Source organism: Anabaena sp. EIM26, assembly GCF_057568715.1.
This window is the reverse complement of record NZ_CM172472.1, coordinates 966,339-992,507: the sequence shown is the minus strand read 5'-3', so window position 1 is coordinate 992,507 and position 26,169 is coordinate 966,339. Positions and strand designations below refer to the sequence as shown.

Annotated in this window: 22 protein-coding genes, 1 tRNA gene and 3 pseudogenes; 10 read left to right on the top strand and 16 right to left on the bottom strand. The window is 39.3% G+C overall.

Translation table 11 applies throughout. The annotated features are described in order from the left end of the window. Positions 1 to 21: 21 nt before the first annotated feature. The 3 genes from AC012T_RS04170 to AC012T_RS04160 all read right to left on the bottom strand — a co-directional run bounded on the left by AC012T_RS04170 (position 22) and on the right by AC012T_RS04160 (position 3,902). Complete coding sequence (locus tag AC012T_RS04170) at positions 22 to 1,677, bottom strand: sodium:solute symporter family protein (protein ID WP_487063369.1); 1,656 nt, start codon at positions 1,675 to 1,677, stop codon at positions 22 to 24. Between the two features lie 9 nt (positions 1,678 to 1,686). Further along, entirely contained in the window at positions 1,687 to 1,941 is a 255-nt protein-coding gene (locus tag AC012T_RS04165; protein WP_487063367.1) for a DUF4212 domain-containing protein, read from the bottom strand. Between the two features lie 593 nt (positions 1,942 to 2,534). Beyond that, positions 2,535 to 3,902 carry a hypothetical protein gene (locus tag AC012T_RS04160; protein ID WP_487063365.1) on the bottom strand — a complete coding sequence of 456 codons (1,368 nt, stop codon included), beginning with the start codon at positions 3,900 to 3,902 and terminating at the stop codon, positions 2,535 to 2,537. Between the two features lie 210 nt (positions 3,903 to 4,112). Here AC012T_RS04160 and AC012T_RS04155 point away from each other — a divergent pair, with 210 nt between their 5' ends. From AC012T_RS04155 to AC012T_RS04135, 5 genes are all read left to right on the top strand, one after another. Next, the gene (locus tag AC012T_RS04155) at positions 4,113 to 4,262 is read left to right on the top strand and encodes a hypothetical protein (RefSeq protein WP_487063363.1); all 150 of its coding nucleotides are present in this window, start codon (positions 4,113 to 4,115) and stop codon (positions 4,260 to 4,262) included. 38 nt (positions 4,263 to 4,300) lie between these two features. Beyond that, on the top strand, positions 4,301 to 4,582 hold the full coding sequence (locus tag AC012T_RS04150) for a hypothetical protein (RefSeq protein WP_487063361.1): 282 nt from the start codon (positions 4,301 to 4,303) through the stop codon (positions 4,580 to 4,582). Beyond that, the gene (locus AC012T_RS04145; RefSeq protein ID WP_487063359.1) at positions 4,567 to 4,752 is read left to right on the top strand and encodes a type II toxin-antitoxin system PemK/MazF family toxin; all 186 of its coding nucleotides are present in this window, start codon (positions 4,567 to 4,569) and stop codon (positions 4,750 to 4,752) included. The genes AC012T_RS04150 and AC012T_RS04145 overlap by 16 nt, the downstream gene beginning before the upstream one ends. Before the next feature lie 429 nt (positions 4,753 to 5,181). Beyond that, positions 5,182 to 6,690, top strand: a complete 1,509-nt coding sequence (locus AC012T_RS04140; RefSeq protein ID WP_487063357.1) for a UbiD family decarboxylase — start codon at positions 5,182 to 5,184, stop codon at positions 6,688 to 6,690. Positions 6,691 to 6,925: 235 nt separating this feature from the next. Next, complete coding sequence (locus AC012T_RS04135; RefSeq protein WP_487063355.1) at positions 6,926 to 7,573, top strand: Coq4 family protein; 648 nt, start codon at positions 6,926 to 6,928, stop codon at positions 7,571 to 7,573. Positions 7,574 to 7,742: 169 nt separating this feature from the next. Here AC012T_RS04135 and AC012T_RS04130 read toward each other — a convergent pair whose 3' ends face one another. The 5 genes from AC012T_RS04130 to AC012T_RS04110 form a co-directional block, all read right to left on the bottom strand. Further along, a complete protein-coding gene (locus AC012T_RS04130) occupies positions 7,743 to 8,732 on the bottom strand; it encodes a hypothetical protein (RefSeq protein ID WP_487063353.1) in 990 nt (329 codons plus the stop codon). Positions 8,733 to 8,742: 10 nt separating this feature from the next. Next, on the bottom strand, positions 8,743 to 8,988 hold the full coding sequence (locus AC012T_RS04125) for a hypothetical protein (RefSeq protein ID WP_323309632.1): 246 nt from the start codon (positions 8,986 to 8,988) through the stop codon (positions 8,743 to 8,745). 348 nt (positions 8,989 to 9,336) lie between these two features. Next, positions 9,337 to 11,223 (bottom strand): molecular chaperone DnaK, encoded by a 1,887-nt coding sequence (gene dnaK / locus AC012T_RS04120; RefSeq protein WP_487063351.1) that lies wholly within the window; start codon positions 11,221 to 11,223, stop codon positions 9,337 to 9,339. 330 nt (positions 11,224 to 11,553) lie between these two features. Further along, positions 11,554 to 12,048 (bottom strand): Hsp20/alpha crystallin family protein, encoded by a 495-nt coding sequence (locus AC012T_RS04115; protein ID WP_487063349.1) that lies wholly within the window; start codon positions 12,046 to 12,048, stop codon positions 11,554 to 11,556. 384 nt (positions 12,049 to 12,432) lie between these two features. After that, complete coding sequence (locus AC012T_RS04110) at positions 12,433 to 13,182, bottom strand: thioesterase II family protein (RefSeq protein ID WP_487063347.1); 750 nt, start codon at positions 13,180 to 13,182, stop codon at positions 12,433 to 12,435. A gap of 108 nt (positions 13,183 to 13,290) precedes the next feature. On the opposite strand from AC012T_RS04110, the pseudogene AC012T_RS04105 reads away from it, so the two are divergent. Next, a pseudogene (locus AC012T_RS04105) lies at positions 13,291 to 14,193 on the top strand (DUF2887 domain-containing protein). A 358-nt stretch (positions 14,194 to 14,551) separates the two neighbouring features. Next, on the top strand, positions 14,552 to 16,381 hold the full coding sequence (locus AC012T_RS04100) for an ABC transporter ATP-binding protein (protein WP_487063345.1): 1,830 nt from the start codon (positions 14,552 to 14,554) through the stop codon (positions 16,379 to 16,381). Between the two features lie 124 nt (positions 16,382 to 16,505). Here AC012T_RS04100 and AC012T_RS04095 read toward each other — a convergent pair whose 3' ends face one another. The 8 genes and pseudogenes from AC012T_RS04095 to AC012T_RS04060 all read right to left on the bottom strand — a co-directional run. Further along, entirely contained in the window at positions 16,506 to 17,435 is a 930-nt protein-coding gene (locus AC012T_RS04095) for a manganese catalase family protein (RefSeq protein ID WP_487063343.1), read from the bottom strand. Between the two features lie 361 nt (positions 17,436 to 17,796). Further along, complete coding sequence (locus tag AC012T_RS04090; RefSeq protein ID WP_487063341.1) at positions 17,797 to 18,099, bottom strand: hypothetical protein; 303 nt, start codon at positions 18,097 to 18,099, stop codon at positions 17,797 to 17,799. Positions 18,100 to 18,416: 317 nt separating this feature from the next. Further along, positions 18,417 to 19,025: pseudogene (locus tag AC012T_RS04085) on the bottom strand (SDR family oxidoreductase); the annotation flags it as partial. 5 nt (positions 19,026 to 19,030) lie between these two features. Then, positions 19,031 to 19,900, bottom strand: coding sequence for an alpha/beta fold hydrolase (locus AC012T_RS04080; protein ID WP_487063339.1), 870 nt, complete (start codon positions 19,898 to 19,900; stop codon positions 19,031 to 19,033). Between the two features lie 73 nt (positions 19,901 to 19,973). Continuing rightward, positions 19,974 to 20,693, bottom strand: a complete 720-nt coding sequence (gene fabG, locus AC012T_RS04075) for a 3-oxoacyl-ACP reductase FabG (RefSeq protein WP_487063337.1) — start codon at positions 20,691 to 20,693, stop codon at positions 19,974 to 19,976. 56 nt (positions 20,694 to 20,749) lie between these two features. Further along, on the bottom strand, positions 20,750 to 21,943 hold the full coding sequence (locus AC012T_RS04070) for a thiolase family protein (RefSeq protein ID WP_487063335.1): 1,194 nt from the start codon (positions 21,941 to 21,943) through the stop codon (positions 20,750 to 20,752). A gap of 741 nt (positions 21,944 to 22,684) precedes the next feature. After that, positions 22,685 to 24,055 carry a class III poly(R)-hydroxyalkanoic acid synthase subunit PhaC gene (phaC, locus tag AC012T_RS04065; protein WP_487063333.1) on the bottom strand — a complete coding sequence of 457 codons (1,371 nt, stop codon included), beginning with the start codon at positions 24,053 to 24,055 and terminating at the stop codon, positions 22,685 to 22,687. A 198-nt stretch (positions 24,056 to 24,253) separates the two neighbouring features. Continuing rightward, a pseudogene (locus tag AC012T_RS04060) lies at positions 24,254 to 24,376 on the bottom strand (NAD(P)-binding protein); the annotation flags it as partial. Positions 24,377 to 24,747: 371 nt separating this feature from the next. Here AC012T_RS04060 and AC012T_RS04055 point away from each other — a divergent pair. The 3 genes from AC012T_RS04055 (at position 24,748) to AC012T_RS04045 (ending at position 26,148) form a co-directional block, all read left to right on the top strand. Next, a tRNA-Phe gene (locus AC012T_RS04055) sits at positions 24,748 to 24,819 on the top strand. 113 nt (positions 24,820 to 24,932) lie between these two features. After that, positions 24,933 to 25,133: a hypothetical protein gene (locus tag AC012T_RS04050; RefSeq protein WP_487063331.1), complete on the top strand. Its 201-nt coding sequence runs from the start codon at positions 24,933 to 24,935 to the stop codon at positions 25,131 to 25,133. Between the two features lie 289 nt (positions 25,134 to 25,422). Then, positions 25,423 to 26,148: a hypothetical protein gene (locus tag AC012T_RS04045; protein ID WP_487063329.1), complete on the top strand. Its 726-nt coding sequence runs from the start codon at positions 25,423 to 25,425 to the stop codon at positions 26,146 to 26,148. Positions 26,149 to 26,169 lie beyond the last annotated feature (21 nt).

Sequence of the window (26,169 nt, the reverse complement as noted above, 5' to 3'; positions counted from 1 at the left end):
ATTAATTCTCTCCATCTTCTTTTATTCTTCAATTATTGGGGTGCGTAAATCTTCTACCAAAGCCTGAATTTCTGCGGGTGGGGGTGGTGTTAGTCGAGAAACTATCAGGGTGACAATAAAGTTAATAATCATCCCTAAAGTTCCAATTCCTTCAGCAGAAACGCCAAAAAACCAGGGTGACATCCCGGCAAATTTTACGCCGACGATGTAGATAATTGTAAATATCAAACCTGTTAACATTCCGGCAATTGCACCTTCTGAATTAGTGCGTTTGTCGAAAATACCTAAAAATATCACCGGGAAGAAACTTGCAGCGGCTAAACCAAAGGCAAAAGCTACCACTTCACTCACAAATCCCGGTGGGTTGACTCCAAAATATCCAGCTAAAACCAGGGCAAAACCAACGACAACTCGCCCCACAAATACCCGTTTTTCTTCTGAAGCGGTGGAATCAAAAATGCGGTAATACACATCATGGGCAACGGAACTAGAAATTACTAATAATAACCCCGATGCTGTGGATAAAGCAGCCGCTAAACCACCAGCCGCGACTAAAGCAATTACCCAAGGGGGCAGGTTAGCAACTTCTGGGGTAGAAAGAACTATGATATCTTTATCAATTGTAATTTCGTTGGTTTCTTTATTAGAGGTTAACTGCAAACGTCCATCTTTGTTTTTATCTTCAAAAGCTAGAAGTTTGGTTTTTTCCCACTTATTTACCCAATCTAATTGCTGTACTTCGGCAATTGTTTGATTATGCAAAGAAGTAATTAGATTATAACGAGAAAACATCCCAACTGCGGGGGCTGTGGTATAGAGAATGGCGATAAATAATAATGCCCAACCAGCAGAAAACCGGGCAGCACGAACACTTTTAACTGTGTAAAACCGGACGATGATATGGGGTAAACCAGCAGTCCCTACCATCAAAGCAATGGTGATGAATAGGACATCCAGCATTGATTTGTTAGCAAAGGGCTGGGTGTATTCTTTAAAACCTAAATCAAGTTGAATGAGGTTGAGTTTATCAGCAATATCACTAGCAGTAAAAGCTAGTTGGGGAATAGGATTACCCGTGAGTTTGTATGCGATCGCAATTGCGGGAATCAAATATGCGAAAATTAGAACACAATACTGGGCTACTTGTGTCCAGGTAATGCCTTTCATGCCTCCCAAAACCGCAAAAAAGCCGACAATAATCATGCCGATAATCACGCCAGTATTCACGTCTACTTGTAAGAAGCGACTGAAGACAATTCCCACCCCCCGCATTTGTCCAGCGACGTATGTGAGAGACACGAAAATGGCTGCAACTACCGCCACCAAACGGGCTATGTTAGAGTAATAGCGATCGCCTACAAAGTCGGGAACTGTATATTTACCAAATTTCCGTAGATAAGGCGCTAATAATAATGCTAGTAAAACATAGCCACCAGTCCAACCCATCAAATAAATAGAACCGTCATATCCCAAAAACGAAATCAACCCCGCCATTGAGATAAACGAAGCCGCAGACATCCAATCAGCCGCCGTAGCCGCACCATTTGCAATTGAAGGTATTCCCTGACCGGCAATAAAAAAGTCTTTAGTATTTTCTACTCGTGATTGCCAACCAATGTAAATGTAAACAACAAAAGAAAGTCCAACTAAGATAATCGTCCAAAGTTCAACTGACACTGTTTCTCCTCACTTTTTGGTATTATATTTGCGATCTAATTTGTCCATTTGGAAAGCGTAAGTAAAAATCAATACCACAAAAATCAAAATTGATCCTTGTTGCGCCATCCAAAAGCCAAAGGGAACACCAAAAAACCGTATTGCATTTAATGGTTGAACCAACAAAATACTAAAAACCAGGGATACTAAAGCCCAAACAATTAAAAGATTTCTAATTAAGGTGGTGTTAGCACGCCAATAAGCGCGACGCTGATCTTCGTCCATTTTTCTTTTATCATGATTGCATCACAGATAATATCAGCAAGTCGAGATAATGCTGTTTTATTTTGGCGTTTTTTTGTTAAGTTTTCTATATTAAGTAGTTAGTTCTATTTTTTATGGTGATTTTTGAGTAAGTTAAATATTTTTTATTTCACGCAGAGACGCAGAGGCGCAAAGAGGAAGAGAGAAGGAAATGAAACCCAACTTTGATTAATTTTATTATTGGGCTGCACTTCGCTTAACTCTTGTTCATTATTCGATATTTGATGATGTTTTTAATTTCCTTCATAGCATCTTGATAGTCTGTTTCCTTACCCTCTTTTATATATATGCAGATGTTTGAAAATCTTGTAACAATACTTTTTATATTTTTATAGTAACATATTTTGAAATCACGCCGTTAAATCTGTATTCATTTGCGTCTTTTCTCCTTTGCTTCTTTGCGAGAAACTTTCATATCAAATATCACCTTCTAAAGATAATTCAGCAACTTCTAAAAATCTTCATAATTACATTTCTTGTAACACAAGACCTGCTAAACTTGTACTAATGGCAAATATTCAGGGTTTAGCATTGCTAAACCCCTACAAAATTAACTAACTAACAGCTAATGACTTTTTACTGTAATATTCAGTTTGAGCATAAACAGTAATTACAGTATCACCAACTTCAAAAAATGTCCCTTCCTCTTCATGTTTAGAAAATTGCAAATGAGGATATTTAGCAGCTAGTTGATCCGCAGTCATTGCTGTAGCTGATATTTTATTGGGTAACAGCCCCGTTGCACCAATGTAAAATACTAAAGGTGAAATCTTCTCTTGGTAAATTTTATCAGCATAAGCTTCTAACTGGTTGTAAGCCGTCGTCATAGATGCAATAAAATTTTCTCTGTTAACAGGTTTACCCGCGTGTTTAGCATATAAAAATACGGCTAAACTATTATCAGCCACCTTGTTGAGTATTTCCGCTACTTTACCATTGATATCTATTCCCAGAAAGTCATCAAAAATCGGTTTCATTAAATCATCAACTTTGGTAAGTTTCATCCGTGTAGAAATGGCTTTAGGATGAAAGGAAATATTTTCATGTAAACCCATATCAAAACTAGGTTTAGAGAAAATCTCCCCAGTTACTTTATCTACAGCTTCATATCTCCGCGCTAAAAATTGATTAGCGGAATATAACTTACTTAAATTGAGAATATCGTGATTACCAAATTCGATTTTATAACTTAGATGAGAATCAATATTCTTTGGATATTCCTGAGTAGTGGGGAAATTCAGATACAAGTTTTTGGATAAATAATGTTTTCTTAACTCCTCTAATTGATTGACAATAAACACATCTGACTCATGGCGTAAATGAGCCGCAAGAATACTAGCAAGAACCTTTATTTCTGCAAGTTGGACAAATAAACCATCAATGCTGCCGAAATTCACATTAACAGGGACTAAAGATAGATTATCTAACTGAAGAGTATATTCAGAATTGAAATCAAACTTATCCGCAAAAATTACGTCTTTAGCTTTCAATAAATCGAATACTTTCTTATTGCTGATTTTTATATTTAATGCAGTTACATTGAGTTTGCCATCTTTAACAATGGTATAATTATTAAAGTTGTCTAAATCATTAGCCAGCAAACCCGCAACCTCAATCATAGGTGTATTATCTTCAGCTTTAACTAGCTTAACTTTCCGCTTCACCAACATATTAATAGTAGCGGTATTGCGATTCATGGCAAATACACCCATCTGCACAAAATCGCCAGGAAAGATATCTTCCGTTTGTAACCAAGGAGTGATTAAATCACCATTAATATCTCTCACACCTTTCACTCGCTTAATACTAGTTCTGTGGTAATCTTCCTTGAGCTTCTTAATATTAACGAGGATATATTGACGATATTCAGACAAAATTTGCACAAGTTCCAACAGCGAAATTTTATGATTTAACTCCGACATAAAACCCCCTAAATTTTATCTGGTAAAAACTCTATCTTCCTCTCCGCACCTCAGCGTCTCTGCGTGAGAAAAATCTATCTTTTTACTATTATAGTAAATATGTACTAAAATGTCAAGTTATTCCCAATAAGACTAAGATAAAAATATCTCTACATTCAGTTTATGATCGTGTTAAAATAAACACAGTTATTATTTAAGTATCTGTAACCGATGGTTTGGCAACAGGTTGATAAATTACAGGGTGGGAGATACGTTATAGAAAAAAAGTTTCCACCAGATGAAAATTTTGATGATGATAAAATTAAAAATATGCTCATCCAAGAAATGGAAAAGATTGAAATTGTATATGATACAATATAATCAAGTTTCAAAAATCTAACTACATAAATATAAAGAATATGAACAACCTATCAATTCCAGCGCAAACATTACAAGAAGCATGGGAAAAAGGTGTACGGCAAGGTTTAACCCAAGTTGCGGTAAATATGTTACGAGAAGGTATTGATTTAGATTTTATAGTTAAACTAACTGGACTGCCATTAGCAGTAGTTAAAAATTTACAAGCTGTTGATATAAATGATGAGAAAATAATAGTTAAAGAATTTTTAGAAATGAGTGAATCATCATTAAATAAAATTTGGCTTGAACCAGAGGAAGACGAAGCATGGAAGGATCTGTAGAACGTTTAATTAAAGGTGATGTGATATCTGTTCCTTTTCCTTTCTCTGATACATCTACCACAAAAAAATGTCCAGCTTTAGTTATAATTGAATCGGACAATAATAATATTATAATTTGTCCTATCACAAGTAAACCAAGTCGAGATTATGAAATTAAGTTGGAAGATTAAGATTTTAGGGTTGGTAAATTAAATTTAAGTCCTTGCTATATTCGCCCTAATATTATTACTACGGTTGATAAAAGTAAAGTAATTCGGTATATTGGAAAACTTAAAGATCATAAACTTCATCAAGTGATTATTACAATCATTGAAATTATAGAAAAGCCACCACCAGCATCAAAAGCTTGGGAAAGAAGCAAAAAACCAAAATGATTAAATATCCAGATTCCCGACTTCTTTTTTGACTAATTAATGTTGTTTGTAAATTGTAAATTGATATCTGTTTAATGTATTATTTAGAGGCAGAGCCTCTTATTTGCATTCCCAGTCAGAGACTGGGAACGAGAAACGAGAAATCTTAATTTAAGAGTACAAAAATACTACCCAGATATCAAGTTAAGATTAAGAAGACTTTACACTTCTTAATTCTTAGGGAACATGGCGCGAGATTTACGGGGATTCATTAAAATTTTAGAAGAAAGAGGACAATTAAAGCGAATTTCGGCTTTAGTTGACTCAGATATGGAAATTGCGGAGATTTCCAACCGAATGCTGCAAAAAGGTGGGCCGGGATTAATCTTTGAAAACGTGAAAGGTGCATCTTTCCCCGTTGCGGTAAATTTAATGGGGACTGTGGAAAGGATATGCTGGGCGATGAATATGGAAAAACCAGAGGAGTTAGAAACCCTGGGAAAGAAGCTGAGTATGCTTCAGCAACCCAAGCCACCAAAAAAGATTTCCCAAGCGATAGATTTTGGTAAGGTGCTGTTTGACGTGGTGAAAGCTAAACCGGGAAGGGACTTTTTTCCTGCTTGTCAACAGGTGGTGCTGGAAGGTAATGATTTAGATTTAAATAAGTTACCTTTAATACGTCCTTATCCGGGAGATGCCGGAAAGATTATTACTTTAGGATTGGTAATTACTAAAGATTGTGAGACGGGAACGCCAAATGTAGGTGTGTATCGTTTACAACTACAATCCAATAATACTATGACCGTACACTGGCTATCGGTGCGGGGTGGTGCGAGACATTTACGCAAAGCAGCAGAACGTGGTAAAAAATTAGAAGTGGCGATCGCACTTGGTGTAGATCCTTTAATCATCATGGCAGCTGCCACACCCATTCCTGTAGATTTATCAGAATGGTTATTTGCGGGGCTTTATGGCGGTTCTGGAGTGCAATTAGCCAAGTGTAAAACAGTAGATTTAGAAGTTCCCGCAGATTCAGAATTTGTTTTAGAAGGGACAATTACACCAGGGGAAGTTTTACCAGATGGCCCCTTTGGCGATCATATGGGGTATTACGGTGGTGTAGAAGATTCGCCATTGGTACGGTTTCAGTGTATGACCCACCGCAAAGATCCGATTTATCTGACCACATTTAGCGGTCGTCCACCTAAAGAAGAAGCCATGATGGCGATCGCACTCAACCGCATCTATACCCCTATTTTACGCCAACAAGTATCCGAAATAGTAGATTTCTTCCTGCCAATGGAAGCATTAAGTTACAAAGCGGCGATTATTTCCATAGATAAAGCATATCCTGGACAAGCGCGACGAGCAGCCTTAGCTTTTTGGAGTGCCTTACCCCAATTCACTTACACCAAATTTGTGATTGTCGTGGATAAAGATATCAACATTCGTGATCCGCGTCAAGTAGTCTGGGCAATTAGTTCTAAAGTTGACCCTTCACGAGATGTATTCATATTACCAAATACCCCCTTTGACACTTTAGATTTTGCTAGTGAAAAACTCGGTTTAGGGGGCAGAATGGGCATAGATGCAACCACCAAAATGCCCCCAGAAACAGAACATGAATGGGGTGAACCATTAGAATCAGATGCTGATGTAGCTGCAATGGTAGAAAGACGTTGGGCTGAATATGGTTTAGGAGATTTAAAACTAGGAGAAGTTGACCCAAATTTGTTTGGTTACGATATGAAATAAAGTGCTACACTGCAACTAGTAAAAACATCTAAAAAATCAGCTTGGCTGTTTACATCGGTCAAGCTAATAGAAATTCTCCAGTTGCAAAAGGAGTATTTCATAAACAGGAAATTTATCAAAACTTATCTGGGGGGTCAAAAGTAATAGTAGAAGAAGTTTCTCATGGAAAACTGTAGAAAACTTTTGGATACCAAAATTTAGTATTATCAAATTTTCAAGAATTAATTAGTAACACATGATAGAAACCATCAATCAGTCTCAAGAAACAGCAATTCTGGAAAGCTTTCTAACATTAGTCAAATCTCCTTATGGAGATTTCGCTGCCATTGGTAAGCTTTCCCATTTTCTAAATGATCCAGCTACGCTCCAAAAAATTGTGGCATCTCTCAGCTTGACCCCCCAAGGCAAGCAAGCTTTTGTAGAACGCCCTTTGCTGGGAAAAATTGATTTACAGCAACTGCATCAATTACCTGACCATACACTGGGCTATATGTATGCCGAACACATGATCAAAAATGGATTAACTCCACCACCTGTTAACGAAAATGTAAATGATCAGTTGACATTTTTGGGTACTCACATTGCTGAAACTCATGACATCTGGCACGTCGTTACAGGATGTAATACTGATAAACCGGGTGAGGTTAAACTAGAAGCTTTTTATATCGCACAGCTTGCTTCAGATCGTTTATTTCTAGCCCTGCTTGCTAAGAATTTGCTCAAAACTGCAATATACGAAATCGAACTCTGTGAGCAGATGATGGATGGCTTAATGCAAGGTTGGATGATGGGAAAACAGGCAAAACCGCTGTTTGGCATCGAATGGAACAGATTATGGGAAACACCCTTAAAAAACTTGCAGACATCTTTGAACATTAGCTAATTTTGAAGGACATATAAAAACAAAGTATGTAACGAAAAGTAAAGAAGCACCAGAAATAACCATCAAGCAAAGAGCTATTGTCAAGTCATAGAACAGGGGAAGGTAGATGGGGATATGGGGAGAATAACCTTCTAACTCCAACCAGTCCCCAGTCCCCAGTCCCTAATCCCTACACCCTTCTTTTTATCGTCTTAGCATCCCAAGTATAGAAACCGATTTGGTTAGGAACTCTAGAAAATCGTCCTGTGCGATGACCTCTAGATAATTCATTCAGCACTTTGTTTTTTACCTCTCTGATTTCTTGATCATCAAGTTCTCCATAAATGCCATTGACGATTTCATTCACACCAAAAACTCTTCCCTTATGTTGCTCCAAGAAAGAAGTGAGAGCATCAATTAAAAATTGACCTTGAAATTCTCTGAGCATCGGCACATCTTTTGAGTGCTGTTGAACAAAAGGCTTTTTCTTTTTATTTCTTGCACCAGCAGACGAGCCGTTGTGATGAACTGGAGCTAAAAGACTTAACACCAGAGTATAACAACCAGGTTCATTGGGAATAGCCGACCAGTAACCCCGTTCTCTACCTTGGGTGAGGGAAGACTGAACTCGACCTTTGACAACCTTGAAAATAGTTGACTCTAAATCTCCGTAAAGCGATCGCACAATAAAATCTATATGGCATACAGTACCAGCATATTCATGCAATAGCTTTTTCAGCGCTTCCATCCGAGTCAGAGCTTGATATTGGGGCAGCATGGGAATTTCTGCCCCTTTTGCCAAATGATCATAACTCTCGGAAGATGTATTTATCAGATGGGAATCTTCTGTATCTGTAGCAGTACTAGACTCATTTGTCTCCCATGTATCTGAGAGAGAAAGTTCTGACTCTAAAGACTCTAACAAGTCCAAATCAGACTTATCATCAGATGACAGAAAAAACAGAGAACCCTGCTCATCAGCGCTTTCTAGTTGGGAAAATGATTGATTATCTGGATAAGACCAATTGGATAATAAAGCTTCTGTATGATCCAACTGCGATCGCGCTTCTATAAATAGCCGTTGGTATTCTTGGGTAAGACTAGCATAGTAGTCTCGTAATTCCAACAATGGTCTGATAAATACCTCTGAAGGAGGTTGTAATTGTTCTTTTGGATTCATATTACTTCAATTAACCTAAATCAATATCGCTTTTGTAAGTCATTGCATGAGGCTTAACTTTTCTAGCTTCTTGTGATGATTTTTTAGGAGGTTGAGGAGGGCGACAGGATTCACAATACAAAGGTCTAGTCCCAAAAGTTTCCCTTTTTGTAGCTTGATTACATTCTTTACATACAAAATTAAAAACACGAGTGTGAATCTGTCTTTGATGCGCTCTGACAGTATATTCTCTAACATCAATGATTTTGGTAGCCATAATTAAGAATTGCCAATTCCAGTAATCTTAATATAGCTATTCAAGCAAAAGAAACTACATCAGTGTGTGTTTTAGTGTAAGTTTTATTCAAATCCTTAAAATCAAGCCAAGCATAGGATACAAATTTTAATTGTCAAGAATAAACAGCGAAGCAATCTCCACCCATGTGATTGTTCCGCCGTACTAAGCTTTCCTGACAATGGCCTTTCATATTGAATTTAAGTCTTTCTACTTGTTCATCTCTGCCTACTGATTATCTGGATAGTTTGCAGATTTTCACATCCTCCTTATGGATGAAATAAAAGGATGAAGTTTTTCATCCTGCGTAATTTATGTTCATTCATTTTTTTATTGATTTTCCACAAAATCAGCATCAATCACATCCTCGCTCCGACCACTTTGTGATTCCCTACTACTTCCATCTGGGCTGCCCGCGTGAGCATAAACTGCACTACCAATCTGCATCAAGACTTGCTGTAATTCACTGCTAAGGGACTTAATACGGTCAAAGTTATCTTGATTAATGGCTTCTTGCAAATCTTTAACTAACTCCTCAACTCGGCTTCTATCAGCAGCACTCACCTTATCACCCAAGTCTTTCAATTGCTTCTGGGCTTGATAAGCTAAAGAGTCTGCCAAATTTTTAGTGTCAATTTGTTCACGTCGTCTTCTATCTTCCTCCGCATGAGATTCTGCATCACGCACCATATTTTCCACATCTCGTTTATCAAGAGTAGAAGCACCTGTAATCGAAATTGACTGCTGTTTATTCGTGGCTTTATCTTTCGCTGTGACTGAAAGAATACCATTAGCATCAATGTCGAAAATAACGTCAATTTGCGGAACACCTCTTGGTGCTGGAGGAATACCATCCAAACGGAAAGTGCCTAAACTCTTATTATCTTTGGCTAACTCTCTCTCACCTTGCAAAACGTGAATTTCCACATTAGTTTGACCATCAGCCGCCGTGGAAAAGATTTCCGATTTCTTCACCGGGATAGTTGTATTGCGAGTAATGATTTTAGTCATCACACCCCCAAGAGTTTCCACGCCCAAAGACAACGGAGTCACATCAAGCAGTAAGATATCTTTAACTTCACCAGACAACACACCTGCTTGAATAGCCGCACCCACCGCCACAACTTCATCAGGATTCACACCTTGACAAGGGTCTTTACCTGTTATCCGTCGCACCAATTCTTGGACAGCCGGAATGCGTGTGGAACCACCAACTAAGACAATTTCGTCAAGTTCAGCATTGCTGAGTTTTGCATCTTGCAGTGCTTGTTGCACAGGTTTACGACAACGGTCAAGAAGATCAGCAGTCATCTCCTCAAATTGAACCCGCGTTAATGTCATATCTAAATGCTTGGGCCCCGTTTGAGTGGCAGTAATAAAGGGCAAATTGATATTAGTTTGAGTGGTACTAGAAAGCTCAATTTTTGCCTTCTCTGCTGCTTCAGTCAGTCTTTGTAAAGCTTGCTTATCTTTACGTAAATCAATGCCTTCATTACTTTGAAACTCATGAGCTAACCAATCTACAATCTTTTTATCGAAGTCATCACCACCTAAATGGGTATCCCCACTGGTAGATTTGACTTCAAAAACACCATCCCCAACTTCCAAAATAGAAACGTCAAATGTCCCACCACCAAGGTCAAACACTAAGATAGTTTCATTCTGCTTTTTATCCAAACCATAGGCCAGGGCTGCTGCTGTGGGTTCATTGATAATGCGGAGAACATCTAAACCAGCAATTTTACCCGCATCTTTAGTAGCTTGCCGTTGAGAGTCGTTGAAATAGGCAGGAACAGTAATCACTGCTTGAGTGACTTGTTCTCCTAAATATTTACTAGCATCATCAACTAACTTTCTCAATACTTGGGCAGAAATTTCTTCAGGTGCAAACTCTTTACCCGCAGCCGGACAGTTGAGTTTCACATTACCGTTGCGATCGCATAGAGTTCTATAAGTAACTTCTGTGGCTTCATGGGTAATCTCCTCATATTTGCGCCCAATGAAACGTTTAACAGAATAAAACGTGTTTTCTGGGTTCATTACCGCTTGTCGTCTAGCAATTTGACCAACCAAGCGTTCCCCAGTTTTCGTGTAAGCTACAACTGAAGGAGTGATGCGCTGTCCCTCAGTATTAGCAATAACTAATGGTTGCCCTCCTTCCATGACAGCAACACAAGAGTTTGTAGTTCCTAAATCAATTCCCACTACTTTTGCCATATCTTCCCCTTGGGCTTCAGTAGAAGTTTACTTTTTTAGTAAGCCTTCAGCGATATCTCGTTATCTCGTTCCCAGTCTTCAGACTGGGAATGCTATCACTAAGGGCAGAACCTTCTCGAATTCATTCCCATATAGAGCATGGGAACGAGAAAATTAGCAATTAGTTACAAATTAACCGAGATTAACTTTGAAAGCTTTTATTTTGTTCCCAGTCTCAGACTGAGAATACTATCACAGAGACTCTGCCTCTGCTATTACTAAAGGCAGAGCCTTCTTGAATTCATTCCCATATAGAGTATGGGAACGAGGAAATTAGCAATTAGTTACAAATTAACCAAGATTAACTTTGAAAGCTTTTTGCTTTTCTGGTTCTGCTTTAGGCAAATTCAACCGGAGAATACCGTCTTTATATTCAGCCTGGACTTGTTCATGTTGGACAAGGGAAGGCAATGGTATGATCCGTTGGAATTTGCCATAACGGAATTCAGAACGAGTGTAACCTTCTCTTTCTGCTGTAGTTTCCGATTTTCTTTCACCAGTAATAGAAACGGCTTCAGGAGTTACTTCCACATTTACATCTTTCGCTTCCAGACCAGGTAATTCTAGTCTTAATTTAAAAGCATCATCAGTTTCTTCAAGTTCAGCAGAAGGAATAAAAGTGATTCCTCCTCTTTCACCTCCATCAGTTGGTATAATTCTTTCAAACAATCTATTCATGCGACGTTGTAGCGTATCCATTTCGCGGAGAGGGTCCCAACGATCAAGTTCGCGGAATGGTTCTAAGCGTTCAATTTCCCGGAGCGGGTCCCAACGAATTAGTGCCATATCTATCTCCTAGACAATCCTCTATTTGGTTTGTGGAGGCTTAATTTCAAGCTTCACAGATGGCAAATAACGGTAATATTTTTTAAATCTTTCTTTGCCTGAAGCTTCATCTTTAGCTTCCTAAATAAACAATAACACCAGGAGATAAATTCAGTGGGTTCGGTTTTATAGATATGGGAATCGCAATAGCCGTACCTGTGGGAATTTTTGATAATTCGTTACAATTTCCATATTGAAAACAGAATAAATCTCATGTCAGAATAATTGTAAATATTTCTACCTTTATCCCAACCATAGGTTATTAAGTGCCTTGATAATTATAGAGAAAAGGCAAGGATTCAGAATCTATCTGAGGTGTAATCATGGATTATTTACACAATATTTTTACTCTAACTGTTGAGATATAGTTTCAAGTATTTTTTTTTGATTCGAGCTAATAAAGAAGTGATTACCATCAATCATTTGTAACAAAAAAGGAGCAGTAGTTTGTTCACGCCACGCTTCTAGCTCATAATCAGTAAACTCTGGATCTTGCAAACCACCAAAAACACTAATAGGAAAATCAAAAGGTGGTTGATGTTTGTAATTATAGGTATCTAAAACAGTAAAATCAGCCCTGAGAATTGGCAGAAAAATTTGGATTATATCTGGATTATCTATAATATCATTAGGAGTACCATTAAAATTCAGAATTTCTTGCCAAAACTCTGCATCTGGTAAGTTGTAAATCGGTCTTTTTTTCGGTGGAACTTGTGGCGCATTACGAGCAGAGATAAATAAATGCGATGGAGTTAAATTATAATCTGAGCGCAGTAAACGAGTTAATTCAAAACTGACGAGTCCACCCATACTATGACCAAAAAAAGCAAACGGTTTATCTAGATAGAGAATGAGATTTTGGGCTATTTCCCTCACCAAAGCTTGCATTTCTGTGTAGGGGGGTAAGTTCATTTGTCTTCCTCTACCGGGAAGTTCGAGAGGACACACTTCAATAGTTGGGGGTAAATCATTAGCCCAGGTGCGAAATACCATTGCACTACCACCTGCGTAGGGTAAGCAGAATAAGCGTAATTTAGCTTGGGGGTTGGGTTGGGGACAAGTTACCCACGAATTGAATGTAGTTTTGATTGTCATAATGGTTTTTTAAATCACCAGATATTTTTAAAAAATTGGGATACTCCCGATCTAATATATGATTTAAATGTATCGCTGGGTTAAAAAATAAATTAACTACAATCCTTCATGCGTCGGGACTCTATCTTTTACAAACTGTTTCAACAATCTCCCTCTTTACTATTTGAATTCTTGACAAATCCTCCGACAAATGCAGATGCTTATAGATTTGATTCTGTAGCTGTCAAAGAACCCAAATTTGAAATTGATGGGGTATTTCTCCCACCAGAAAATGCAGGTGCTGGAGTTGTCTATTTCTGTGAGGTGCAATTCCAAAAAGCGGAAAGTACGGTCTTGGGGTCTCCCCAAGTAGAGTAACTTTCCAAGACAGATGAACAGCTTTACGAAAGAGTATTTGCTGAATCTTCACTTTATTTCTACCGCAACCGTGCTAGATTTAGTGACTGGCAAGCTGTGATCATTTACCCATCTCGCAGCATTGAACAAAGCGATATTCATCCGCATCGAACACTACTCAATGGAAACCAAGTGCATCGAGTGTATTTAGATGAATTGGGGGATATTCGTCAATTACCTTTATGGGTAGCACTGATGGTACTCACTACAGTTGAAGAAGAACAAGCACCAGAAGCAGCAAGGTATTTGTTAACTAGAACCAATCAAGAAGTATCATCACCAACAAGTCACGTCATAATAGAGATGATTACGACGATTATGGTGTACAAGTTTGAACAACTTAGCCGCATGGAGGTAGAATCTATGTTAGGAATAACACTAAAGGAAACGAGAGTTTACCGAGAAATAAAGGAAGAAGGACGAGAAGAAGGGCGAGAAGTTATGGCTAATGCAATTTCTCGACAATTGACTAAGCGGTTTGGGAAATTGTCGCAGGAAATGCACTCTTCAATTTGTGGTTTAGCTTTACCTGTTTTAGAAGATTTGAGTGAAGCACTGTTAGATTTTAACAGTTTAGCTGATTTGTCATCTTGGCTAGAGGCGCAAATCAATTAATAGGATAAGTTATCCAGGAGTTAAATGTGGTTTTGGTTGTCATAATTGGGTTTAAGTGGGGATAATAATATTTAACTAGATTTTTTAGATATATTCACTGACATTTTTAATAATGCCGGACTTACGCAACTGGCGCATTGGTAAGGCGCGTCAGATATCAACAATCTGTTTATTTGCAAGATTTATGCAGTCTGACGCACCCTACAACAGATTTTTAGTGTGACTATCAAAATACAGCAGATTTCGTCAGGAGGTACATACCTGGCGGGCAAGATGCCCGCACCACAAGAGTTTTATTATTCAAGTTTGTATCTCATTTAAATGAAATTCGCTGTACTTTTCTCAATCTTGCTTTTAAATGAAGATAAAAAAACGAAATGTTCTGCGTCAATCACTGACGGTTTTTCGCTATAGTGGACGGGCTATAAACTTAGTATGGACGACTAGTCGCTGGCTGACTATTCTTCTGGCTGGTTTAACTTTAGTAGCTGGTCTTTTCCCGGCTGCGATATCCTATATTGGTAAATTAATTGTTGATGCAGTAGTATCGGCTTCTCTTGTTAATTCAAACGGCAATGGTTTTGTCAATGATTATGCACCTTTGTTGTATGTAGGATTAGAAGCGATCGCAATAATTTTACTCGCAGGCAGCCAACGGGGAATAATAATTTGCCAATCCTTACTGCGGGCGCTACTGGGACAGCGGGTGAATGTACTCATCTTAGAAAAGGCATTAACACTAGATCTGCGGCAGTTTGAAGACTCAGAATTCTATGACAAATTGACTAATGCACGCAGAGAAGCTTCCGTTCGTCCCCTTTCCCTAGTCACTCGCACCTTTGGCTTAGTTCAAAATGCCCTTTCCCTGATCACCTACGGTATTTTACTAGTAAATTTCTCATTTTGGGCAGTAGTCATGCTGATTGTGGCAGCCATGCCCGTATTTATTGCGGAAACGAAGTTTGCGGGGGAAGCCTTTCGCTTATTTAGTTGGCGTGCGCCAGAAACTCGTCAACAGCATTACCTAGAAAATCTCTTAGCCAGAGAAGATTTTGCCACAGAAGTCAAACTCTACCAACTGGGTGAGATGCTGCTAGGACGTTACCACAACCTCTTTGCTCAACTCTACGGACAAGACCGCGATTTAACTCTACGGCGCGGATTGTGGGGTTATCTTCTGAGTTTAGTCAGTACTGCTGCTTTTTACATAGCTTATGCTTGGATTGTCCTGGAAACAGTTGTCGGCAGGATTTCCTTGGGAGATATGACCATGTATCTCACTGTGTTTCGCCAAGGACAGTCTACTTTTGCCAATGCCCTCACTTCTATTGGTGGGATGTATGAGGACAACCTCTATTTATCGAATCTCTACGATTTTTTAGAAGAGGAAGTACCAACATCTTCAGGTCAGGCTACCATTGGTTTTCATCCCCAAGATGGTATTCGGTTTGAGAACGTATCATTTACTTATCCAGGCAGTTCCCAGCCAGCATTGAGAAACATTTCTCTGCATTTGCAACCTGGAGAAAAACTGGCCATTGTGGGTGAAAATGGTTCCGGTAAAACCACCTTAATCAAACTACTGACCCGACTCTACACCCCTGACTCTGGGCGGATTTTATTAGATGGTTTGGACTTGCAAGAATGGGATGTGGATGTGCTACGTCGTCGCATTGGTGTGATTTTTCAGAACTTTGTCCGGTATCAGTTTACTGTGGGTGAGAATATTGGCGTGGGCGATATAGAACATTTAGAAAACAAAACTCGCTGGCAAACTGCGGCCCAAAAAGGCATGGCCGAACCTTTTATTGACCAATTACCTGAAAGCTTCCAAACCCAGCTTGGTCGTTGGTTTAAGGGTGGACAGGAACTTTCTGGGGGACAGTGGCAGAAAATTGCTTTGTCTCGTGCTTTTATGCGATCGCAAGCTGATATCTTGGTTTTGGATGAACCAACATCGGCAATAGATGCCCAAGCTGAGTTTGAGATTTTTAATCATTTTCGGGCTATTACTCAACATCAGATGGTACTGTTGATTTCCCACAGGTTCTCAACAGTACGCATGGCTGACAAAATCGCGGTTATAGAAGATGGCGTTGTTGTGGAACTGGGAACTCACGAAGAATTAATACAGGCAGGAGGACGTTATGCTAAGTTGTTTTTTTTACAAGCAGCCGGATATCGTTAGTCACACTAAGTTATGAAGTAGGTCAGGTCAGGAGTTCGGAGTTTCTCCTATGCCTACGGCACGGCTTCGCCGAACGGAGACGCTACGCGAACGGAGTCAGGAGTCAGGAGTTCGGAGTCAGGAATTAGCCACCTATAGTCGTCCGCTCAACTAAAGGAGGTGCGATCGCTCCATTGCCTTCAGTCTTTCCGGGGTGTGGTGTATCATGTAGGCGTGGATCAGCAGGTGATAGTTGGGGTTCTTGTCCTAACGGTTGGGGATGGGCAACATACTCAAATTCCCCTTTACCGTCCATAGAGCGTCCTTTTGCCCAGCGACCTTCTTCACTTTGAGTTCCTTCTGAGTGATTCCAGAATTGATAGGCAAATTCGTGTTTTTCCAATTCTTGGGGGAAGGAACTAGGGACTGGTGTGGTTTCTATGCCAGAGCTTTCTATCTCTTCAATGGCTGCTAACCACTGGTTTTGATGCATAGTGTCACGAGCAATTAAGAAACTGAGAGTATCTTTTACCCCTGGGTCGTCGCTCATTTCGTACAGCCTCACTGCTTGCAAACGCCCTTGGGTTTCGGCGTGGAGATTAGACCGGAAATCTGCTAAGAGATTACCACTGGAGGCAATAAAGCGACCGTTCCAAGGAAAGCCAACGCTATCGGCTGGCTGCGCTCCTAAACCTGTGACAATGGTATGTTGGGGATTCATAGCCGCTGCTATCACATCAGTAATTACATCCCGTGGGCTAGTCCCACCCATAACTGCACCGACAACAGGATCTTCTGCTGCTAGTTCTTGCATTTTCAGCGGTGCTTTATCTAGCAGATGACCTATCAAGGTAGAGAGGATCTCGATATGCCCAATTTCTTCAGTACCTGTATCTAACAACATATCTCGGTATTTGGCAGGGCCGCGACTATTCCAACCCTGAAATAGGTACTGCATCATCACTGTCATTTCCCCAAAAACGCCACCGATGAGTTCCTGAACTTTCTTGGCGTAGATTGGATCTGGCCGTTGTGGAGGTGTGTAATACTGTAGTCTCTTGTTGTGATAAAACATCTGGATTCCTCGTTATGCTGGGACAAAATTAAATTTCTTCCTTCCTACTAGAAGAATATGGATTTAATGAATCGCGAAGAAGAAGGAAAGAAGATAGGTAAGAGAACTCCACAAAAAAGATGAGCCAATCTTGTGGGATGGGCAGCCCGTCCTTGTATTATTAGCGGGCAAGATGCCCGCACCACAAGAAATTTTGGGATATTTTTTTAATTGGAGAACTCTAAGTTTTATTGATATTTATGCAACCTTTTCATTCTAGGAAACTAACCAAATCGTTGATCTTCATCAGCCTTTAGTTAGATAAAAATACTTATTTTGAAAGCATTTTTTTGCTTTTTCCAGTTATGCCTAGCAGTGGAATTTAACCTTTGTTATTTAAGGTTTGTACTGCTAACAACGCTAATGCACCTGTAACTGCAATCGCTCCCCATTGTAGGAAAGGATTCTTATCCAAGGCATCGAAAAAACTGGGTATGACTTGGTTTTTATAGTCGCCATCTATTCGATCATGTTCAGGAACAGGTTGATAAAAGTTATTTGGTGCGTCTTCAGATTTGGGATCAGAACTACGCTGTAAATCAAAACCGAATTGTAACAACAGTGAATCTACTAACCCCGGAGAAATACGTTGTAATAAATCTATTGCCTTGGCTGCATCACCCACTAAAAGATCACGAGTGGGATGTTCCGCTACATGGATGACAGCATCAGCTACTAGCCTGGGGTCGTAGTAAGGTGGTATACCGGCTGGTTTTACGCCTAATTTAGTTAGGGCTTGCTGAAAAAGTCTTTCCGTTAGGGCTAGAAGTCAGGAGTCAGGAGTCAGGAGTCAGGAGGAAGAATTAGAAGGAGATCAGAATATTCTCAAATCTGGGTAAATGAACGGTTTTTGATGATTTCATCGCTTATTTCTTGCACCTTCTTCTACTTTTTTAGCCTGGAACTATTGATATATCTAGGTTTTTGGTTTATTCAGCAAGCCCTAGTTAAACCATTATTCCAGAACGGGGTATTAATTACGCCAGGTTTGATACTGGTGACACTAATCGGCCATTTATCATGCTGTAACTCTATCCGCATGGCTTCCACAAAGCCTTCAACCCCATGTTTAGCAGCAGCGTAGGCACTTTGATAAGGAAGCGATCGCCTGCCTTCCATTGAGGAAATGTGAATTAGCGCCCCCCTTCCTTCCCGCTTCAAATGGGGTAAAGCTGCCATTGCACCATAAGCTTGTCCAACTAAATCAACATCAATAACGTGCTTGAATTCTTCCGGTTTTGTGTTGTCGAAAGTGGCAAAAAGTCCCACTGCGGGAGTATGCACCCAAGTATCAATGCGCCCGAATGTCTCTACAGTTTTATCTGCGATCGCATTTACCTGCTCAAATTCCTGCACATCGGCGACAATAGAAGCTGCTTCACCACCAAAGCTGCGAATCTCTTCCACCACAGATTTTAACCCTGACTCACTACGGGCAGAAACTACTACTTTTGCTCCCCGTCTCGCAAATTGTAAAGCTGTTTCTCGACCAATACCACTAGAAGCACCAACGACGGAAACAACTTGTTGATTGATTGGTTTTAATTGCATAGATGCTAATCCTTTGAATTTTCAACAGAATCCAGAAACTGGTTTAATTCAGTAGTGAATAATTCGGGTTGTTCAACTTGGGGTATATGTCCACAGTTAGGAATTAACGCTAAGTGTCCTTGTTTGATGCGGTTAACAGCATTTTGAGCTTGATTATTTGGCAAAACCAAATCATTGACTCCCCACAAAATCAAAGTTGGCATTTGTAACTGTGGGAGAAGATCAAGTATTATTTGATGCTGTCCAAATAGATTTAATTGGGCGCGGAGTGAAGATAAACCAGCCTCTAAAAAGCCCGGTATTTTAGCCATCCGCTCCTGTTCTGATATCCATTGAGAAGGAACTTTCAAAGGTTGGGCAAACAGCAGTACAGCCCGTGACCAAGCCCGCTGCGTTGCTCCTAGAGGAGTTTTGCACCAAGCGATCGCTAATTCTCCATACAAAGGCAAGGTCAAATTCGACAGGATAGGATTGACTATATTGCTAAATCCCATACTATCTACCAGCACTAAAGCAGCTACTTGTTCTGGTTTGGAAAGTGCCAAGCGTAAAGCAATTATCCCCCCCAGAGAATTACCCACTAACACCGCTCTTTGAATTTCTAGGGTTTTGAGAAAATCGGCTAAGAACTGGGTGAGAAAATCAAGAGAATAATCGCGTTTTGGTTTATCACTTTCGCCGCAACCAGGAAGATCAACTGCTAAAACACGGCGGTTTGTTGCCAGTTTAGGTAATACCCACGACCAATCAATAACACTTTCACCAACTCCATGTAGTAAGACTAAGGGTGGGTCATTGTTACCTGCTGTCCAGTAGCGGATGTTTAAGCCGCTGACATCTATATATTTTTCTTCTGTCGTAGTTTCTGTAATCATTTTTTTAAGGAGTCAGGAGTCAGGAGTCAGGAGTCAGGAGGTAAATATTTCTCACCATCTCCCCTAGTCCTTTTTATGTGTGATGTGCGCCGTTGACTCGCAGCACTGTCCCGGTAATGTAGCTACTTGCTATGGGTGAAAGTAGGAAAGCGACTGACCAAGCAACTTCTTCGGGTTTACCAAAGCGTGATAGGGGAATTTCTGACAAAATTCGCTGTTTTACTTTGTCAGAAATAGGGTTGAGCATATCTGTTTCGATAAATCCTGGTGCTACTGCATTTACTCGCACTCCATACCTAGCTGCTTCTCTGGCTAAGGATTTAGTTAAACCAATTACCGCTGCTTTAGATGCTGCATAATTAGTTTGTCCGAGGTTGCCCTGTTCGCCAGAAATTGAGGAAATACAAACAACAGAACCAGAACGGCGATCGTACATTTTGGGAATAATCGGTTTGAGGGTGTTATAAACTCCCGTGACATTTGTATCTATGACAGCATCCCAGTCTGTGCTTGTGAGTTTGGGGAAAAAGTTGTCTTTGGTGATGCCGGCATTAGCGACAATTCCGTAAATTGCACCGAGTTCGTTTTCTACTTGTTCTGCTACTTGTGCCATAGCGGTTTTGTCGGTGACATCTGCGGATATTCCGAGTGTGCCAAGCTGGGGTGTGTGCTTGCTGCGGTAGGTGTAGGCTACTTTGCTTCCTAACTCTAAAAGCAAGTTAACGATCGCACTTCCTATACCCCGATTTCCGCCTGTGACTAAAATTACTTGATCTTCTAATCCTAATGTCATATTTTTATTTCACACAGAGACGCAGAGGCTCAGAGAAACAAGAGTTTGATGTAAATTTACCTGAGTCTTTCTATTGCGATCGCTGTTCCTCCTCCGCTACCATGACAAACTGCGGCTAGTCCTAAATGCCCGTTTTTTTGCTGTAGGGCGTTGAGTAGGGTGACTAAAATTCGCGCACCTGAAGCTCCTAGAGGATGTCCTAGTGCGATCGCACCCCCAAAAACATTTAATTTTTCTTCGGGAACTCCTAGCAAGCGATTAAATAAGACGTTACTCAAAGCAAAGGCTTCGTTATTTTCAAATAAATCAAAGTCATAAATTTTCATTTTCAGTTTTTCTAACAGTTTATTTACAGCTAAAATCGGTGCTTCGGGAAATCTCCAAGCTTCTCCACCTGTCCATGTTCCACCTATTAACCGGGCTATAGGTTGGAGTTGATAACGTTCTATTGCTGTTTTACTGGCTAAAACTAAAGCTGCTGCACCATCTGATATTTGACTACTATTACCAGCAGTAAAAACTCCGTCTTCTCTAAAGTTTGGTGGCAATTTTCCTAAACTTTCTAAACTAGTTTCTGGGCGAATTCCTTCATCTTTGTAGATAATTTGCCGTCCTTTTTTACCATCAATAGTAATTGGTGTAATTTCTTGTTTGAGAAAGCCCTTTGTGGTAGCTTCTGTTGCTCGTTGTTGTGAATAAAAAGCAACTTCATCTAACTCAGACCTTGTAATTTGGTAAGTAGTTGCTAACCGTTCTGCTTGTTCTCCCATTGTTTCCCCACTGATGGGATCTGTGAGGCCGTCATCAACTAAAATATCTCTGAGTTGTTCAGGTGTATCTTGTAAAAATTTATATCCCCAACGAGCGCGGTGTGAGAGTAAAAACCCTGTTTGAGACATAGATTCCATCCCCCCAGTCAGGACTAAATCCGCTTCACAGGAACGAATTGCTGTAGCAGCGTTGATGGCGCTCATCATTCCCGATGAACATACCATATCAACCGCATAACCATTTACCGTGTCAGGAATCCCGGTTTTAAAAGCTGCTTGACGGGGTAATGATTGTCCGTGTCCGGCTCTGAGTACATTACCAAAGATATACAAATCTAAAGCCTCCCCCGAAATTCCTGCTCGTTCTAAAGCCGTACCCATTGCGATCGCACCCAAGTCTACCGATGACAAATCTGCTAAAATACCTCCAAATTTACCCAGTGGTGTACGGACTGCTGAGACAATATAAGCTTCTTGCATACTGCTCCATCAAACTAATACAAAACCCGATAAATCTGGTCATTATGGAAAATGTAAAATTTAGGATTTTGTCCTAAAACTCCAAGGTTAAACTCTAATTTTGATAAATTTGAATCTTTGTTTTCAACTTTAGAATATAAAAATTTAATTATTAATAAATCAATCATAAGAAATAAATACAAAGCTGTATATCTAATCATCTAAAAATTTAAAATCATCCTTTCAGTCAATAGAACTATTGATAATGGAGGAGGTTAATAGCCTTGATTTTTTAACATTATCTCGTTCCCAGACTCTGGCTGGGAATGCAGTTCAGGAGGCTCTGCCTCCCTTTAAAATATCAAATAAAACCTAATAAACGAAATATCTCGTTCCCAGACTCCGGCTGGGAATGCAGTTCAAAGGCTCTGCCTCCCTTTAAAATATCAAATAAAACCTAATAAACGAAATATCTCGTTCCCAGACTCTGGCTGGGAATGCAATTCAGAAGGCTTTGCCTCCCTTTAAAATATCAAATAAAACCTAATAAACGAAATATCTCGTTCCCAGACTCTGGCTGGGAATGCAGTTCAAAAGGCTCTGCCTACCTCTAAATATCAAATAAAACCTAATTAGGACTTACGCAAGATTGAACTCAAAACCTGATTCTTTCGTAGGGGTAATACCCTTCGGGAAGCAAGCTACATGAATTACCCCTACTTCCGTTCTGTTTTGCGTAAGTCCTGCTAATAAACAAAATTTTTATATTCGCATCTTCAGCCAATTTCCAATAGTTAAAGGTAAGTTTTTCTGCACCTTGCTACTCACGTACATTCCAATATGTCCAACAGGGAAAGAATGCACTGTATAATCAAGACTAGCGATATATTTTTCTAGCGCCAAAGATGAAGATGGTGGAACTAAATGATCCTGTTCAGCGTAAATATTTAAAATTGGTATTTGTATCTTTGCCAAATCAATTTTTTGCCCACCAATTTCTATCTCACCTTTAATCAATTTATTTCCTTGATAAAAATCCTTAATAAACTGTCGAAACGTCTCACCAGCTTGATCAGGACTATCAAAAATCCATTTTTCCATTCTCAGAAAATTAAGCAGCTTTTCTTCAGATTCAATAATTTCTAGCAGGTCAATATATTTTTTAACTCCCAATTGAAAAGGTTTCAACATCAAAAAGACATAATTAAGTAAATTACCAGGAATATTCCCCAAAGTATCAACCATTAGGTCTACATCCAAAGCTTGAGAACCTAAAGTAGAGCCACTCCAAATATTGAGAAGTCCATCATTAACATGAAAATCCACTGGAGTAATCATAGTAATTAGGTTTTTCACCTTCTCTGGATACAGAGAACTGTAACAGAGACTGAGTGTTCCACCTTGACAAATTCCTAATAAATTAATTTGAGCTAGATTATGGATTTTACATATCACATCTACACAATTATTGATATAACCATTGATGTATTTATCAAGAGTTAACCAGCGTTCATTTTCATTAGGATATCCCCAATCAATCAAGTAGACATCTAAACCGAGTTTGCGCAAATTAGCAACAAAAGAACGTCCTTCTTGTAAATCAACAATATAGGGACGATTGACTAGAGCATAAACAATCAATACAGGAATATTTAAAGAATTTTTATCTGGCGAATAGTGGTATAATACCATCTTATCTTCTTTATATATTTCTAGCTTTGGTGTTACTCCTACCCGAAGTTTATCTGCATAAAAGTAGTTAACAATATTAATCGGATTAATTTGATTAACAAAGTCTATAAAGGGTAAAAATTCTTTTAGTAGTTGTTGCTGATATGACCAGTTAGTGATAGCTGTGCTTAAAAATTTACCTTGAACAATAACAGAATCTGGTGAGCGGAATTTATCCGTAAACTTTTGATCAAATTCATGAGCAAATAATTCAATTATTTGCGGTAATTCATCCAATATATTACTGCTATTGTTTGCATTACTAAACTTATATATTAATTGCGAAAAAACTTTTATATAAACATCAGCTATTAAAATTTGATAATTAAGATTGGCTTGATAAAATTGAATTAGATTCCTAATGAATTGGTGATATTCATGGATATCATTTTCGATGCTCATCAAATTTTATTCCTTCGTAATAATTCTGGATATTTCTGTATATTAAGTTTATATTTCACCCGTTTGTAATCAGGACTTACGCAAAACAGAACAAAAGTAGCGGTAATTCATGAATTACCGCTACGTAATAATAAGATTTTCAGCCACATCTTGCGTAAGTCCTGGTAATATAGGTGTTTTGTAATTAGCTAATTCCAAACCACCACCAGGAAGCGATCGCCCTTCCAATAGCAGAACGCTGTATCCTGCTTTCTGGAGATAGGCAGCACAAACTAAGGCATTATGACCAGCACCAATCAATACAACGTCATATGCTTCCATGAATGCAACTGGGGGGATACAAAGATATCCTCTGATGCTAGAAAGTGCTGAAGGTATCTAAATCCTTCATGAGTTGTAAACCATTGCCTATCTTTAGGGTAGTTGTTGCAACTGACAATATAAGTCCCAGAAAACTTAAACCACTCACTACTGCAACAGAGTCTGCGCTTATTTACACAGCAGTTTTCCGACTTTCCCAAAAATTTGTAGTATGCTCTTGACATCGAGTAGTATTTGTATTACAAATGTAATATCAACACAAACACCTCTCCAAGAGGCAAAATAAAAACCTCGCAATCATGCTTTTATTGGGTCTGTAGCTCTAATGGTAGAGTTCCTGGATTCACTTGTGTCCTGACAGAAAAAGCTTACATACTTGCTCAATTGGTAGAGCGATCATCTGAAAAATGATAAGTGCAGGTTCAATTCCTGCGGTGTTACCACAGCTTTTTCAACTTACACGAGGTGTGAGTGCAACTCTCACAGGGAGGGTATCGGTTCAATCCCGATCAGATCCATTAATAACAATTTGTAATTAAAACAAGAGGTGATGACAATGGTGCATATTCGATTTGAGGGACGTTCTGTTGATGTTACAGAAACACAACTGGGAATTACAGCAGGGATGAATGATGTAGCAGTCAAGGAACAAATTGCTCGACATTTAGATGTGAAAAGTGATCGCCTTTCTGCTTACATAATTGATCGTCGTCCCAGTGGTGATTTGATCATCCGGCCTGAAGCTGTTTATGGTTAAAGTATTTGACCCAAGGTGCTAATCATCTAGTTGAGGCTGGTAATGGGTAATTGGTAATGGGTAATTGGTGATCAAATCCCCAATTTCATCCTGTTCATCCTTAAATCCTGGAAATCCTGATATGGCTACGCCACGCTACGCTATCAGACAGATTTTTACGAAATTTCAACTATTAAAATTGTATTTAACTCAATCACTTATAAGGAGGTAAATCCGATGATGTTCGCTAACTTAATTGCAATCAAAAAACCATCGTTACAACTGCATTTGTATTTAAACAACGTGATATATGAGCGAACATCGTTTGAGCGAAATTGTGATTGAGCGTCCTCGTGGTGGGATGAAAATTAGCCTCAAAAAATTGGGTGGCTTTAAAAAGCGATTACAAGAAATTACCGAAGAGGCAACTGAGGATGGTTTATTCAATCCCTACCTGATTAAACCAACAAACAAATACAAATATCTTTCAGATCATCTCGGTCCCCTGCGTCGGTTGTTGCGTTCAAAAGTTGGACAGCCTTGGAACGACATTTACAGCGAACTGTGCCAAAAATTAGATACCAGCACAATGGCAGGACAGCACGTGATTGGTCATCTGTGGGACTACGTTGAACGCCATGTAGAAATCATTGATGGTCAGGTTTATAGCAAGTCTTACCGCTGGAATCGAGTTCGGTTAGATGGGAGTTACGATAACCGTTTTTACATCCATCCTGAAACCGGAATCCTTTGTGCAGTCCAGAAAGTAAACCGAAAGCAGAAGCAACAACCAGAACAAACCGATATTGTCATCATTGATAATTATCATCAATACCAGAAGGTCAACGAGATTTGGTATTTAATTACCTTTGCAGATTTTCCACCACCACCAACTGATTATGTAATTGATGTGATCCAAGGTGAAATCCATCGTTCTGCTGCAATTTTTAGAGGTCAAAAAATTTATGCTGTCAAAAAACAGCAATGTAGCAAGAAACAAATTCGATTGATTTTGAATCTACTTGCTAAAACTTAGAATTTTCACTTCGTACCCTAA